Origin of the sequence: Synechococcus sp. UW106 (assembly GCF_900474015.1) — a bacterium.
Taxonomy (GTDB): Bacteria; Cyanobacteriota; Cyanobacteriia; order PCC-6307; family Cyanobiaceae; genus Parasynechococcus.
In genome coordinates this window covers 448,640-461,247 of record NZ_UCNV01000008.1, presented here as the reverse complement: position 1 = coordinate 461,247, position 12,608 = coordinate 448,640, and the positions used below count along the sequence as shown (strand labels likewise).

General features: G+C 57.1%; 18 protein-coding genes. 9 read left to right on the top strand and 9 right to left on the bottom strand.

Annotated elements, in window-relative coordinates; translation table 11 throughout:
* Positions 1 to 91: 91 nt before the first annotated feature.
* The 6 genes from DXY30_RS07265 to DXY30_RS14685 all read left to right on the top strand — a co-directional run bounded on the left by DXY30_RS07265 (position 92) and on the right by DXY30_RS14685 (position 2,742).
* On the top strand, positions 92 to 502 hold the full coding sequence (locus DXY30_RS07265; protein ID WP_115094275.1) for a hypothetical protein: 411 nt from the start codon (positions 92 to 94) through the stop codon (positions 500 to 502).
* Positions 502 to 723: a chlorophyll a/b-binding protein gene (locus DXY30_RS07260; protein ID WP_115094064.1), complete on the top strand. Its 222-nt coding sequence runs from the start codon at positions 502 to 504 to the stop codon at positions 721 to 723. Before DXY30_RS07265 ends, DXY30_RS07260 begins: the two co-directional genes overlap by 1 nt.
* A gap of 3 nt (positions 724 to 726) precedes the next feature.
* Positions 727 to 1,383, top strand: coding sequence for a methyltransferase domain-containing protein (locus DXY30_RS07255; RefSeq protein WP_115094062.1), 657 nt, complete (start codon positions 727 to 729; stop codon positions 1,381 to 1,383).
* A gap of 77 nt (positions 1,384 to 1,460) precedes the next feature.
* Positions 1,461 to 1,643, top strand: coding sequence for a hypothetical protein (locus tag DXY30_RS07250; RefSeq protein ID WP_115022111.1), 183 nt, complete (start codon positions 1,461 to 1,463; stop codon positions 1,641 to 1,643).
* A gap of 16 nt (positions 1,644 to 1,659) precedes the next feature.
* A complete protein-coding gene (locus DXY30_RS07245; RefSeq protein WP_244281313.1) occupies positions 1,660 to 2,367 on the top strand; it encodes a triacylglycerol lipase in 708 nt (235 codons plus the stop codon).
* A 159-nt stretch (positions 2,368 to 2,526) separates the two neighbouring features.
* On the top strand, positions 2,527 to 2,742 hold the full coding sequence (locus DXY30_RS14685; RefSeq protein WP_350223173.1) for a hypothetical protein: 216 nt from the start codon (positions 2,527 to 2,529) through the stop codon (positions 2,740 to 2,742).
* Positions 2,743 to 2,748: 6 nt separating this feature from the next.
* Here the strand turns inward: DXY30_RS14685 and DXY30_RS14565 are convergent, their stop codons facing one another.
* A complete protein-coding gene (locus DXY30_RS14565; protein ID WP_256359547.1) occupies positions 2,749 to 2,871 on the bottom strand; it encodes a hypothetical protein in 123 nt (40 codons plus the stop codon).
* Positions 2,872 to 3,079: 208 nt separating this feature from the next.
* On the opposite strand from DXY30_RS14565, the gene DXY30_RS07230 reads away from it, so the two are divergent.
* A complete protein-coding gene (locus DXY30_RS07230; protein ID WP_137006812.1) occupies positions 3,080 to 3,343 on the top strand; it encodes a hypothetical protein in 264 nt (87 codons plus the stop codon).
* Between the two features lie 148 nt (positions 3,344 to 3,491).
* Complete coding sequence (locus tag DXY30_RS14060) at positions 3,492 to 3,641, top strand: hypothetical protein (protein WP_170951177.1); 150 nt, start codon at positions 3,492 to 3,494, stop codon at positions 3,639 to 3,641.
* Between the two features lies 1 nt (position 3,642).
* On the opposite strand, the gene DXY30_RS07225 is transcribed toward DXY30_RS14060, so the two are convergent.
* The 5 genes from DXY30_RS07225 to DXY30_RS07205 all read right to left on the bottom strand — a co-directional run bounded on the left by DXY30_RS07225 (position 3,643) and on the right by DXY30_RS07205 (position 5,804).
* The gene (locus DXY30_RS07225; RefSeq protein ID WP_244281312.1) at positions 3,643 to 3,834 is read right to left on the bottom strand and encodes a hypothetical protein; all 192 of its coding nucleotides are present in this window, start codon (positions 3,832 to 3,834) and stop codon (positions 3,643 to 3,645) included.
* A gap of 80 nt (positions 3,835 to 3,914) precedes the next feature.
* Positions 3,915 to 4,250 (bottom strand): hypothetical protein, encoded by a 336-nt coding sequence (locus tag DXY30_RS07220; RefSeq protein WP_115094054.1) that lies wholly within the window; start codon positions 4,248 to 4,250, stop codon positions 3,915 to 3,917.
* Between the two features lie 372 nt (positions 4,251 to 4,622).
* Positions 4,623 to 5,171 carry a DUF1543 domain-containing protein gene (locus DXY30_RS07215; RefSeq protein ID WP_115094052.1) on the bottom strand — a complete coding sequence of 183 codons (549 nt, stop codon included), beginning with the start codon at positions 5,169 to 5,171 and terminating at the stop codon, positions 4,623 to 4,625.
* Positions 5,171 to 5,578, bottom strand: a complete 408-nt coding sequence (locus DXY30_RS07210; RefSeq protein ID WP_115094050.1) for a hypothetical protein — start codon at positions 5,576 to 5,578, stop codon at positions 5,171 to 5,173. The genes DXY30_RS07215 and DXY30_RS07210 overlap by 1 nt, the downstream gene beginning before the upstream one ends.
* A gap of 25 nt (positions 5,579 to 5,603) precedes the next feature.
* A complete protein-coding gene (locus DXY30_RS07205; RefSeq protein ID WP_115094270.1) occupies positions 5,604 to 5,804 on the bottom strand; it encodes a hypothetical protein in 201 nt (66 codons plus the stop codon).
* 1,224 nt (positions 5,805 to 7,028) lie between these two features.
* Between DXY30_RS07205 and DXY30_RS07195 the strand changes: the two genes are divergently transcribed.
* Entirely contained in the window at positions 7,029 to 7,187 is a 159-nt protein-coding gene (locus tag DXY30_RS07195) for a hypothetical protein (protein WP_170951176.1), read from the top strand.
* A 409-nt stretch (positions 7,188 to 7,596) separates the two neighbouring features.
* Here DXY30_RS07195 and DXY30_RS07190 read toward each other — a convergent pair whose 3' ends face one another.
* The 3 genes from DXY30_RS07190 to DXY30_RS07175 form a co-directional block, all read right to left on the bottom strand.
* Entirely contained in the window at positions 7,597 to 7,809 is a 213-nt protein-coding gene (locus tag DXY30_RS07190; RefSeq protein WP_115094045.1) for a hypothetical protein, read from the bottom strand.
* 609 nt (positions 7,810 to 8,418) lie between these two features.
* Positions 8,419 to 10,902 (bottom strand): ligase-associated DNA damage response DEXH box helicase, encoded by a 2,484-nt coding sequence (locus DXY30_RS07180; protein WP_115094043.1) that lies wholly within the window; start codon positions 10,900 to 10,902, stop codon positions 8,419 to 8,421.
* Complete coding sequence (locus DXY30_RS07175) at positions 10,902 to 12,557, bottom strand: ATP-dependent DNA ligase (protein ID WP_115094041.1); 1,656 nt, start codon at positions 12,555 to 12,557, stop codon at positions 10,902 to 10,904. Before DXY30_RS07175 ends, DXY30_RS07180 begins: the two co-directional genes overlap by 1 nt.
* Between the last annotated feature and the right edge of the window lie 51 nt (positions 12,558 to 12,608).

Sequence of the window (12,608 nt, the reverse complement as noted above, 5' to 3'; positions counted from 1 at the left end):
CCATTCATTCATGTTTGCGTTTCAACGCTTCGTGAAGCTGTTTGAAGCATTCGCCAGTCGTTCCGATCCCTCTGTCCTCATGGTTTTGCCCATGGTCTCTTCCTCTCTGGCGTTCAGACTCGCTCTGGCGTCCCTGCTGTCCTTCGGGACCATTCCGGCCCTGGCCGATTGGCAACCTGTGGAGGAACCGGCGGTCTGGCAGTCGCGTCGGAGCCGCCTGCTGCCGGGTAACGGTTGGATCTTCATGGAAGCACTGGAGACCCCATCTCTCAAAGCGGCTGAATACATTCGCTCTCCCCAAACCGTGGGCGGTGCTGTCGAGGTGGAGGCGGGATTGTTGATCCAGCGTGGAGGACAAGACCGGTGGACCCACCGAGTTCTGCCGATGCGTGCCAACTGCGCCAGCGGTCAGCTTGAGCAACGCGATTCCGACGGTGCGTGGAGTGTCTACCCCGGTCGCGACGGAACTGTGGTTAAGGTCCGCTGGATTTGTGCGTTGTGATGGGTCGGCCTGCTTTTCGTTATGAAAAACCTGAGCGTTTCGGTGAGTCGCTGACCACAGCACGTCCCTGGAACCGTTCCGCTCTGACCGATGTGGAACGCCTTAACGGCCGTGTGGCCATGCTTGGTTTCGTCGCTGCGGTGGTGCTTGAAAAGCTGACCGGATTGGGAATCTCAGGTCAGCTCGGCGCTGCTTTGCGTTGGTACCTGCAGTTGGGTTGATCGATGGCGGTTGTTTCTGTTCTTGAGGACTCGCAACGGTTCAAGTTGGATTCCTCGGATGACGCGATCTTCTACAGCGAGCCCCGCTTTGTTCATCATCTGGATGCCGGTTTTCGGGCTCGCCTGACGACCCTCTATCGCGAGCGCATTCCCCCCTGCGCCCAGGTGTTGGATCTGATGAGCAGTTGGGTGAGCCATCTCCCGGAGGATGTCAGTTACGACAAGGTCATCGGCCATGGCCTCAATGGAGATGAACTGAAAGCCAATCCCCGTTTGGATCAGCACTGGGTTCAGAACCTGAACCAGGAACAGACCCTTCCGGTGGAGGCTGAGTCGATCGATGCCACCCTCATCGTTGCCGGTTGGCAGTACCTGCAGCAGCCGGAGCCGATCGCCGCTGAGCTGTTGAGGATTACCCGCCCCCGTGGTCAGGTGATCGTCGCGTTTTCCAATCGGATGTTCTTCACTAAGGCTCCACAGGTCTGGACCGATGGTGATGACGGCGATCACCTGCGTTACATCGCTGATGTGCTGATGGCACAGGGCTGGCCCCAGCCGGAAATCATTGCCGAAGACACCCGAGCCGAAGGCGTGATGGGTTTGTTCGGTGGCAAGGGTGATCCCTTTTTCGCTGTCTTGGCTCAGAAACCTCTCCTCTAATCCCTTCACTTTTCTCGGAATTGAGTGATGGACGTTGGCCTGAATTGCGGCAGCTTGAGGCGAGAACCACAATCACCATGAGCTTCACCCTTCCGGGTCTTCTCCCCTGGCGGTTCAGGATCGTGTTGATCGGTCAGCAGATTGTTCTTGAGGCTTCTGCAGAGGGGCAACAACTGAGCACCTTTCTTGAACCTGGTGGAAGCCGAATCCGGTGTGGGTACGACCTCATCGATGCCCCGCAATGTGCGTTGATCAAATGATCAGCACGATCTGATCTTGTCCGGCACGTCTCGCCTGTCCCAGCCTGTTGTCATCCTCGGTGGTTTTCTGATTACCGATGAGGCGTATCGGCCCCTCGCCGATTGGATTCATCAAGCCACCGGCGCTCCAGTGCGCATCGTGCCTGCATCCAGATTGGATTGGCTGGCAACGAGTTGGGGCTTCGGCTGGTGTCGCTTGTTGGACCGTGTCGATTCCTGTGTACGCGAGCTTCAGCGCCAGTCTCCGAACGAGCGCGTCACCTTGATCGGTCACAGTTCCGGTGGGGTGATGCTGCGGCCGTATTTGGTCGATCAGACCTTCCTGGGACGCTGCTTCAACGGCGCAACCCGGTGCAACCGCCTGATCACCCTGGGCAGTCCCCATCAGGCTATGCGTGCCACACCGCTACGGGCACGTGTGGATCGTGCGTTTCCGGGTTGCCCTGAAGCTGATCAGGTGGATTACGTGGCTGTTGCGGGTCGGCTTGATCCTCTGGGATCAAATGCATCAACCTTTTCAACCCGCACCTCCGCCCGTAGCTATCGCCAGATCATGGGCGACCCGGATTTAGAGGGCGATGGCTTGGTTCCGGTTCAATCGGCTCTGCTGCGCTATGCCCGTTGGATCGAGCTTTCCGATACGGCCCATGGTGGCTTGTTCGGTCAAAGTTGGTATGGCTCGACGGATCGAATCGACCATTGGTGGTCGCAGCTGGGTGATTGAGCTCCCAGCGGCGTCACGCGATCGGGCATTGTGGCGTGCTTCGGGGATCAAGTTGTGCAGGAATTGAAAGGCTTTGGCGGACAGGCCAGCACGTCCAAGCGGAAATCAAGCAAAAAGCGCAAGCCAGGAACGTCGAACCATCGACGTGACCAATGCCCAATGGGGCGCGATCCCGGTCTCGAAGCCATTCAGGCCCGACAGTGCCTTGCCTTGCCGTTGACCGGTCGCTTGACCCTTTCACAGGTGAAGCGGGCCCACAAACTCCTGGCTGTTCAACATCACCCAGACAAAGGGGGGGATCCCGCGCTGATGACACGGTTCAACACAGCCCGCGATGTGTTGCTTCAGCCAGAGATGGAGCTGCTTGCTGCGTGAGGCTGGTCAGTTGCTATTGCTTCGGCCGAGAACCAACCAGGTGATCAGCATGAGACCACTCAGGCTGACAACGGTGTAAATCCAATCGGCGTACGGCGTCCAGAACAGTCCCGCAACGGGGGCTGTCATCTGTCCCAGACCAGCAGTAGGACGACAAACAACGCACCGAAGACGAGGAAGGGGGTGAGCAGAGTCAGCAGAGACTGTGTTTCGATCTTTCAAGCTGCAGCAAGCGGATCATCCGGCCGTCTGTTTTGATCTGTCAAATCTCTGTCATTCACTGAGATTCAGGCCAGAGCTCGATGCCCACCAACATTCAATGGGATGGAGATGTGAGATGAACAATCGTCAGCGTCAACTTCTGGTTGTTTTCCTGGCTTCGATGGGTTTTGGTTTGTTGGGTGGCCTGGCTTATCGCGTCACGTCCCAATTGATCAGGCCGGGCAAGATTGATCTGGATCGGGCGTCGCCTGATCAACAGATCAGGCCCGCGCTGAAGGGTGCTCCGTTGCCTGCGAAAAACAGACTCCCCAAAGGATCCGACTGTGTCGTTCCTCCTGGTGGTGGTCCGCCTGTCACGAAGGAATTCCAGCCCTGTTGATTCCATCCTTGGTACAGGATCACTGGACAATCTTCAAAAGAAAAAATAAAAAAGTGCCTTCTGGATACCCGGAATTGTTTCAGTTGTTCTCTCTGATACCGAAATCAATGCAACTTGCAGAGAATGTTCCTTCTCTTATTAACCACGTATGAACAGCGACCAGCGACTCAGCTATCTGCACCTGATGAACAAAGCCGCTGAATCTGAAGACAGGCAGAGCTACTTCTACTATCTCAAGCTTGCTGAGGAAACGCTGCAGCGCCAGGATCCTGAAGCTCTCTGGAAGCCTGCAAGCTGATTCATCGAATGATGTTGGCCTTGAAAAATCCGAATCCAAGGCCAAATGATGATGATTTATCGCGATGCAGTGTGACCGCGACATCGAAATCGAGCAGATCGGAGTCTTCGATATCCTCACGCTTCAGGTTGAACGCGTTGTCGGCTTCGAATCGATCGATGATTGAATCGCGATTGGTCTCCAGATAATCCACGACCTGTTTCAGCACATGGTCACGCCAAGCCTCGCTGGCTTCGTTGCTGACTCGATCAGACATGGGGGATTGGAACCTGTCTACAGATTGAACCCAAGCCCAACGTTGACGCGAGTGCCGTAGTTGTAGGGACGAACAGGAGCAAGCCAGGGCGCTGGAGCAACAACGACTCTTCGGCTTAAGGGTGCATACCTCCGGCGTAACGGTGCATAGACCGGGGCGTAAGTGCGGTAGTAGGGGCGATAGGTCTGTTTAACCGCCTTGTTGTAGCCCTTCCGGTATCCCTTGTTGTAGGCCTTCTGCTTCTTGTGGGAGTGGTGATGGTGATCGTTGTGGGCCTGGGCAGCGGGGCTGACACCGATGCCTGCGACTGCAATCAGAAGCACAGCTGTACTGAGACGTTGGGCGAGCGACATGGCCGATCGTTTGACTGATCCGACGCTATCCAGCGTGGATGGGAAAACCATTTCAGCTTTCCGCTCAAATGTGACGGGATGCTCCTCGTCGACAGATTTTCACTCCGTGTCTGTGCGTTGCTCCAGCACAAAGCGCAAAGCCCACAGTCCGGCATAGGAGCTGGTCAGGAGGAGGAGGATCAAAATCAACACGACGCATCCTCATTGGAGGATTGTTTTAGCTGAACTGCGATTGTTCTGTGGATGTAGCAGTTCAATTCACTTCCACCAAGTGCCTATGCCATCGGAAGCAGCCTCGATTCTCCTTTGCCTGGTTGGTTCAAAATAGCGATTCAGGGCTCAATCTTGTTGCCGTTTAAATGGCTTATTTGTTCATATCTTCCAGTACCCGTACCAGTCGGGATGTGGTGGTGCTTCTTCGATATCTGGGTCAGCTGTCAGTTTCAAATGCCACTGACCATTGCCTTGAATCGGCAGCAGATCATCCAGTGCGCTGTCCATCTGAACACCGTGCAGATCATCCTTGTGAACCTGTTCCAGTCCCCTTAGCCAACGCTGGCGAGCCCGCGCTTTTGCGGATGCGGATGAATGCGCCACGATCACTCCGAACGAGTGCTGTTCCGCCATGGACGTGGGGTCATAGGCGCCAAGGTTGATGAACCACAGACGCTGTGCTTGATCAGCAGTGGATGAATCCTGAGCCTGCTCAACAACCTCTACGCAGTGTCCATCGACGTGGTCGATGCAGCGATAGCTGTCGATGTGCAAGCCACGGCGCAGACCGATCCATTCCTGACGCAGGGTCGGCAGCGTGGCGTCGATGGTCTCACCCACCACCCAGCGCACATCGTGTTGCTCGATATGGCACCCCTTGCAACGCCCGCCCAACACCACCAGAAAAAGTTTCTTTCCGGTGGTCATCACTTTGCTGTTGACGTTGCTGTTGACGTTGTTTCTGCATGGGCGACGACGGCGCGGCAGTGGGTGATGAATTCCTCGGCGTTCATCGTGCCCTTGGCCTCTTTGGTCTGGTGGCTGAGGATCTCAAATTGGGCGATGGTTTCGTTGCCAACTGGGCAGACCGTCGGACACCGGCTGCCTTCCAGACGTTCACCGTCCAAGGGCAGTCCGTCGTAGGGATCTCTTCCGTTACAACGGTGAAAGGCTGCATGGATGGCATCAATAGCCTCCTTCACCTGATAGGTCGCTCCTCGTTTCTTGGCGCGCTTGGTGATTGTTACCGCTGTGCGGTTCAGCAGCCGCTTGTAGGTGTCTGCGTCGATGTTGAGCCAGGTGGGTGGCGCAAAAGTCATCGGATGGCTCCTCATGCCAGCCCTCAGCCGTTCCTGGTGCTCAGACTTTTTCAAGCCAGTCCATAAACAACCGCTTGATCTCCTCTTCGTTCGTTACCCGCTCACTCAGAGAGGCGGTCACAGCGCCTGGATATTCACGCTGAACAATCTGTTCAGCCTCATAGGCATCTGTTGCTTCCACAGGCTTGAACCCAGCTCCAACGCCCACTGGAGAGCAATAAAAGACGGGGAAACGACTCATCAGCTCGGTGGTTGAAACCTCCAACCGATAGCAACGATCTTGCGATGGGAGTCGCAGCCAATAAAAAAGGAGCAGGCCCCTCAGCTCGCCCCACCACGACGCATTAGAGGGACCACTGCCCACGCTTTGCACTGCCCACGCTTGGGTTCCCTCACCTGCATCACCCTTGTCCAGGGTTTTTTCTTAAGTCCTGAGCATCAACTCCTTCAGATCAATAGGTTGAGTGCACTTTGCTAAGAAGCTTTGGCTTTTGATTCTGGAGATAAGACAGACAGGTTCATTGCAGCAGCCAAGTCACGTGCGGAGGCTGCGCTGAATGAGCCTGCACCAAAACTCACGGCCCTCGAGAAAGGCATGCTCGAGTCCATGCGACAGGGAGGTAGGCCCGTAAGGCACCGCTGATCTCAGCGCATCAGCAGCCAAACGGCCAAACCTCCTAAACCAAACCCTTTGAAGAACTGAGCCCAAGTCAGGCCGTAGGTGTCGAGTGAGAAGGTTCTCATCATCAGGTTCAGAACCTCTTTGTGCTTCCGGATCAGAAGCGAGCTGTTTGCAGTGTTCAGCTGCGGAACTTGCTTGAGTTTGATCTCCCCGAGCTTTTGCACCTTTGCTGACCGGTTTGACGCGGACTTTAGGGACCTTATTCAAGCTTCACTGCCTCACCCCAGGCCGGATCCTTCAAGCGCTTGCCACCTTGGCTCTGGGATAAGGCGCTAGGTACGCCACCTCCACAATCGGACAAATAGCCCCAGGAGGCAATGAGCACGACAGCTGATTGCCTGATGCTCCACCAGTGACGAGAGTATGTGCATCGAGATCGGAGGAGCCCATGACGGCCGACACTCCACCTGAGCAAACCGCAGAAGCAGCCTGACTTTTTTGGCCCCTGCTCCAACTTTTCAACCCAAACGTGAGCACTTCGTCTGTGACGACACTGTTGGTCGTCTGATCAGTCGACACTCCTCTGCACCGTGCGTAGGTGCCCCGTAGGAGTTCCGCTTCACACCTGGTTCAAATGGCCCCAGGGTTGCTAAAAGCCAGACGCTTCGACCTTCTTTTTTCAGTTCACTGTCGTTCGACTGAGCATCTCGCTTCACGGAACCAGCATCACTGATTAGGTCGACTGCAATGCATAAACGAGCGAGTTAGGCCGTCTTTCCATCGGGGAGGGCGGCCTTCCTCTTTGTGCTCGATGATGGCTTGGAGTTTTCTGCTCAGGGAGTGATGGATCAACAGAACAAGGACAAGGACTATTGGATTGACGAGATCGCCTTTCTCGAGTCGCGTTTAAACGGCAGCCAAGGTGACATCGATAACGATGATCGTGCTGCTTGCGAGGAAGCCTTAAAAGCTGCAAGGGAAAAGCTGGCCTCTTTTCGTTAGCTCAGCTCCCCTGTGCCCCATGGCCATGAATGCCTGTGAAGTTCATCAATCTGGCGACCTTCCTGTGATCAGCACGAGTTGCTTCAAACGATTTTTCAAAGCATCAGGTGAGGGCTCACTGACCTCGTGATTCACCACCGCTCCTTAGGCGCAACATGAGTGGACACTTCATTTGAACCTCCCCCTCCAGGGAGGTTTTTTCTTAGGGACGAACAATGAAGCTGATGCTGCTGCTTGTACTGGGAACGATCGCTCTAGGCACAGCCCTGGGAATGTCGTACCCGGTGATGTGATCGAGACAGGGATGACGGAAGCGAGACATAGGAGTGTTCAACCCATTCCTGTCCTGATGGGCTGGCCTCTCAACCCTTCATCACATCAAGGGTTCAAGCATGAACAAACAAATGCGCTATGCCCTTTTTTCTTCAGGAAGGGAGGCGTCCCTCTTTGGTGTTGCGCTGTCCTTAAGGGCTCGTTCCAAGTGATCGACATGACGTTCTAGGTCGACGACCTTCTTCTCCAGCTCTTGCTCGCGGATATGTTCAGCATCATCAAGGTGCTGACGGCCCCCATTCATCATTTCCGTATAGGTCAGGGCTCTGGGCTTGGTTGGTTCAGTCATCAGTTCTGAAGTGCCAGGGCTCGCTCTTCCAATTCATTGGGCTGCAGCTTGATCATGCTGATGGGCTGAGCCTCACGGCGTAGGCAGCTGTAATCGTTTGCAGCTCATCGTTATTCCACATCCCGGTTATTCCGCATCCCGTTCACTTGTACGCAAAATGCCAGCCCTTGGTCACCCTTCGATCAAGCCGCTGAGTGGTCTGCGGTCTCTTGGAAAGCTTTCTCCTGCAGTTGTTGGACTGCACAGATGGCTTCGTGAGCAGGCCACCCATGGCGTTTCATCAACTCCTCAACCAGGTAGTCAGGCGAGTTTGAGATTCGTGCATTTAATTCAGCCACTGCCCTGTTATCACGGGCTAAAGCAGAGAGCCGAAGTGATCGGAGTTGTCGAGCGTTCGGCTGTTCCATGCCTTCACTCTGCACGTTGGTGGATCGATGCCGGGGGGTGTCTCGACCTGGGATGCTTGTCATAGGGGCTCAGAACAGCTGCAATAACTTCGTTCTGCCCGCTTCCAGGCGCTGCGATCCATCGATACAGCCCTTCACTGCAACGGCAGAAGCAGTCTTCAAAGCACCTGTTCAGACACTCAAGCGCATTGCTCGTTGATCACTATCCCTCCTTGCGGAGTGCCTCCTCTCTCATCCGCTGAACCCGCTCTAAAACGGATTCATTGCTCATCCTGTTGTTGAGGCGTTCCACAAGCAGCGGAAACGCCAGCGGGCTGGGCCTCGGGGTTTCAACGTGCAGCCATTCCTGGCTCGCAGCACGCTCCAAGGCCGCCTCCAGTCGAGAGATCTCTAACTGGTCGTTGAGCACCTCCTGTTGTGCCTGCAGCAGCAACCTGTTTTGTGGTTCATGGCGGGTGAACACATCGAAGAGCAGTGACGCACTGATTTGAAGCTGCCCCGTGCTCTTGCTTGATCCGGGGAATCCTCGGTTCATCAGGCCAGCGATCTGGGCAATGGCTCGGAAGCGTCGCCGTTGCAGCTCGGAAAGATTCAGGGCGTTTTTCAGATCGTGCTCCAGCTTTTGTCGATCGAGTAGCAGATCGATGTGGTCTTCCAGCAGCTCCGCCATGGGGTAGCTCTTCGGTGCCAACAGTTCAAAGCCGTAGTCGTTGACCGACACCGTGATGGTGCCGCGTTCCAGACGGGTCAGCCGCGAAGCCCAGAGAAAGCCGATGCCTTCATGCACGAAGCGACCTTCAAAGGGGTAAGCGAAGAGATGCGTTCCCTCCCGGGTGCGACAGGTTTCGAGCAAGAGTTGTCCAACCGTTGGGAGCACGGAGAGGTCCTGTTGCCGTTCAAACAGGGGCTTTAAAGCCTGCAGTTCAGCGTTGTCGAGATCCCCGCGGCTGGCGCGGTCCACCTCCAGCCGCAGGTGATGGGTGAGCAGATCGGAGAGCGCCATCTGCCCCCCAGCCCAGGCGGGAACCGTGCGCGTTTTCTTGGTGCTCACCTTCACGTAGGCGGTCATGTCCCGCAGGCGAACAAATTCCAGCTGGCGTCCGGAGAAGAAGAACACATCTTTCGGTTTCAGCTGGCTGATGAAGGTCTCCTCCACATGTCCGAGCACGGCACCACGCACAAACCGCACTGTGATCGCCGGTGCAGCCGTGATCGTTCCGACGTTGAGACGGTGCAGGCGTGCGATGGCACTTTCTCGAACCCGGTATCGCTGGTTGGTCGCCTCCCACTCGAGCTTGCGGTACCGGGGATAGGCCCCGAGGCACTCCCCGCCTTGCTCCAGAAACAACATGCACCAGTCCCAGTCGTGTTGGCTCAGATCGGCGTAGGCCGCACAGCTCCGCACGGCTTTCAAGGTCTGCTCGGGATTGAAGCCAGGGCCGCAGGCCAAACCTGTGAGGTGCTGCAGCAGCACATCCAGAGGAGCTTTGGGAGGTTTGCGTTGTTCCACCAAACCTTCCGCGAGTCCCCGACGCACAGCACTGAGCTCGAGCAGTTCCAGGGCATTGGTGGGCATGAACAGCACTTGGGATGTTCCGCCGGGCAAGTGGGCTGATCGCCCCGCCCGCTGCAGCAGTCGCGCCAGATTCTTGGGGCTTCCGATCTGCACCACCTGTTCGACGGGTTGGAAATCCACCCCCAGATCAAGAGAGCTGGTGCACACCACCCAACGGATGCTGCCGGCTTTCACGGAGGCCTCGATGGCTTCACGTTCGCTGCGATCGATGGCGCTGTGGTGAAGGGCCAACCCCTCTTCCATCTCCGGACAGGCAAAGCGCAGACACTGGTGCCAACGCTCTGACTGATTGCGGGTGTTGGTGAACAGCAAGGTGCTGATCCCGGGATTGAGGCGGGCCACCAGCTCTTCGTACATCCGCAACCCGAGGTGCCCGGCCCAGGGGAAGCCATCGATCGTTTCCGGGAGGATGCTCTGAATCTCCGTACCGCGGGCCGGGGCTCCTTTGATGAGCTGCGGTTCTCCTCCTGTTCCGAGGGCGTGGCGTGCCGCTTGGTCGATGTTGCCGATGGTGGCACTAATGGCCCAGGTCTGAAGTTGGGGGCGCAGCTGGCGCAACCAGCTCAGGCAAAGCTCCGTCTGGCTGCCCCGTTTGCTGCCCATCAATTCGTGCCATTCATCAAGGATCACCGTCTGAAGCTGGCCAAACAGCTCCTCCGCCTTGGCATTGCTCAGCAGCAGAGCGAGAGACTCTGGAGTCGTCACCAGAATCTGCGGTGGTGCTTTGAGCTGCTTGGTGCGTTCGCTGCTGCTGCTGTCGCCATTGCGGATGCCCACTCGAATCGGCCAACCCATCGCCTCGATCGGTTCGCGGATTGCCAGCGACAAGTCGCGGCTCAGGGCCCGCAATGGCGTGATGTAGAGGAGACGTATTCCCTTCAACGGCTGGTCGTCTGCCAACATCCGTGCGATCGGTCCCATCACAGCGGCGAAGGTTTTGCCTGACCCTGTGGGCACTTGAATCAACCCGTTTCGTCCGGCCAGATAGGCGCTCCAGGTCTCATGCTGGAACGGGAGAGGGGTCCAGTTTTTGTGGGCGAACCATGCCTTGATTGGGCTCAACCGTGGGTCGTTGGCTTCTGTCTCGGCCTTGGCGTTTGAAGCTGCCATCAGCGGTTCTGGATCAAGGCCATTGCTGTTTTCAACGAATCCGCTTCCTCTGCGGGTTTGTCGCGGCGCCAGCGCAGGATTCGCGGGAACCTCACAGCGATGCCCGATTTGTGGCGTTTTGACGGGTGGATGCCCTCAAAGCCGATTTCAAACACCAATTCGGTTTTGAGCGATCGCGCCGGGCCGAAGCGCTGCAGCGTGTTGCGCCGGATCCATCGATCGAGCTCAAGGATTTCGGCATCGTTCAGGCCGGAATAGGCCTTGGCGAAGCTCACCAACTGCGGCTCTGCCGTGTTGGTCCAGAGGCCGAAGGTGTAATCGGTGAACAGGTTGGCGCGACGCCCACTGCCGGCCTGTGCATAGAGCAGCACAGCATCGAGGGTCATCGGCTCCAGCTTGTGTTTCCACCAGTTGCCGCGTTTGCGTCCGCTCAGATACGGCGACTCCGCGTGTTTGAGCATCAGCCCTTCGGCGTTGTGCTGGCGGGCCTGGTTGCGTTGTTGATCCAGCTCCTCCCAGGTGCCGATCGACCAGGACTGGCTCTGCTGCAACCGCCACGATTCGGGATGCTCGATGTTGCCGAGCAAGTCAGCTAGCTGATTCTGGCGCTGCCTCAATGCCTGCTGGCGAATGTCGATGCCCTGATGTTCCAGTAGGTCATAGGCAATGAATCGCATCGGACATTCCCTTTTCAACGTCGCTCCAACGGTTTTGCGGCCGAGACGTCGTTGCAGCTGATCAAAGCCAAGCGGTGTTGCCTCGTTCTGCTGCCAACAGATCAGTTCACCGTCCAGAACGCTTCCGGACGGCAAGGCCCCGGCGACATCCACTAGCTCAGGAAAGCTGTCGTTGACGAGCTCTTCCCCACGACTCCAGAGATAAACCCCTGAACCGCGGTGAATCAACTGGCCGCGGATCCCATCCCATTTCCACTCCAGTTGCCAATCGTTCACCGATGTCTCCCGAAGCCGTTGGGGTTCCAGGGGACTGGCGAGATAAAACGGGTAGGGCGTGCCACTGGAGCGGTGCTCATCCGGCGTCGCAGGGGCGGTGAGTTGAACGAATCGCTCAGCGGAGGGCTCAAACCCGCCCATCAGCCGTTGCACTACCAGCGTTTCTTCGAGATCAAACGCCTCGGCAATGGCTCGGCTGATCAGGCCTGTCGACACGCCGACACGGAACCCCCCCGTGAGCAACTTATTGACGATGAAGTGCTGGTCGAGCGGGATCCTGTGCCAGAGCCAGATCACCGCATTGGCCTGATCGTCGTCGCTTCTGGCGCTGATGGCCGGCAGCAGGGTTTCCATCCACCAGCTGAGGGGCATGTCCCCCTCACCGCTGGGCAGGCCTGGATCCGTGGCTTCAACGCGCTCTTGCACGGCGGGCCAGAGCAGGCTGATGGTTTCAGCTGAGTCGCCCACTTGGCCGTAGCAGTCGTCGATCAGCCAATCCGGAAGACCGCCGCGCTCACGCAGGATGTCGCGGAGGCGGCGACCGGTGATCAAGCGGCGGCGGCGCTTGCCCAACAGGAGCGTCAACGCCCAAGCCGCTTCCGCTGGATCGACCTCCTGAAAGTGATCCACCAGCGCCTGCACCTTGGCCTTGGTGCCCGTGACCTGATCCAGCTGATTGAACAGGTCCTGAAAGGCACGCATGCGCGCTTGAACGGAATGGAGAAAAAGCCCCGCCATCCTGACAAGACATTT

What these genes read in the sequence shown, in the direction of transcription:
- DXY30_RS07265 (WP_115094275.1), top strand. Translation starts at nt 92, where the DNA reads ATGGTCTCTTCCTCTCTGGCGTTCAGACTCGCTCTGGCGTCCCTGCTG.
- DXY30_RS07260 (WP_115094064.1), top strand. Translation starts at nt 502, where the DNA reads ATGGGTCGGCCTGCTTTTCGTTATGAAAAACCTGAGCGTTTCGGTGAG.
- DXY30_RS07255 (WP_115094062.1), top strand. Translation starts at nt 727, where the DNA reads ATGGCGGTTGTTTCTGTTCTTGAGGACTCGCAACGGTTCAAGTTGGAT.
- DXY30_RS07250 (WP_115022111.1), top strand. Translation starts at nt 1,461, where the DNA reads ATGAGCTTCACCCTTCCGGGTCTTCTCCCCTGGCGGTTCAGGATCGTG.
- DXY30_RS14685 (WP_350223173.1), top strand. Translation starts at nt 2,527, where the DNA reads ATGGGGCGCGATCCCGGTCTCGAAGCCATTCAGGCCCGACAGTGCCTT.
- DXY30_RS14565 (WP_256359547.1), bottom strand. Translation starts at nt 2,871, where the DNA reads ATGACAGCCCCCGTTGCGGGACTGTTCTGGACGCCGTACGCCGATTGG.
- DXY30_RS07230 (WP_137006812.1), top strand. Translation starts at nt 3,080, where the DNA reads ATGAACAATCGTCAGCGTCAACTTCTGGTTGTTTTCCTGGCTTCGATG.
- DXY30_RS14060 (WP_170951177.1), top strand. Translation starts at nt 3,492, where the DNA reads ATGAACAGCGACCAGCGACTCAGCTATCTGCACCTGATGAACAAAGCC.
- DXY30_RS07220 (WP_115094054.1), bottom strand. Translation starts at nt 4,250, where the DNA reads ATGTCGCTCGCCCAACGTCTCAGTACAGCTGTGCTTCTGATTGCAGTC.
- DXY30_RS07215 (WP_115094052.1), bottom strand. Translation starts at nt 5,171, where the DNA reads ATGACCACCGGAAAGAAACTTTTTCTGGTGGTGTTGGGCGGGCGTTGC.
- DXY30_RS07210 (WP_115094050.1), bottom strand. Translation starts at nt 5,578, where the DNA reads ATGAGGAGCCATCCGATGACTTTTGCGCCACCCACCTGGCTCAACATC.
- DXY30_RS07205 (WP_115094270.1), bottom strand. Translation starts at nt 5,804, where the DNA reads ATGAGTCGTTTCCCCGTCTTTTATTGCTCTCCAGTGGGCGTTGGAGCT.
- DXY30_RS07195 (WP_170951176.1), top strand. Translation starts at nt 7,029, where the DNA reads ATGGATCAACAGAACAAGGACAAGGACTATTGGATTGACGAGATCGCC.
- DXY30_RS07190 (WP_115094045.1), bottom strand. Translation starts at nt 7,809, where the DNA reads ATGACTGAACCAACCAAGCCCAGAGCCCTGACCTATACGGAAATGATG.
- DXY30_RS07180 (WP_115094043.1), bottom strand. Translation starts at nt 10,902, where the DNA reads ATGGCAGCTTCAAACGCCAAGGCCGAGACAGAAGCCAACGACCCACGG.
- DXY30_RS07175 (WP_115094041.1), bottom strand. Translation starts at nt 12,557, where the DNA reads ATGCGTGCCTTTCAGGACCTGTTCAATCAGCTGGATCAGGTCACGGGC.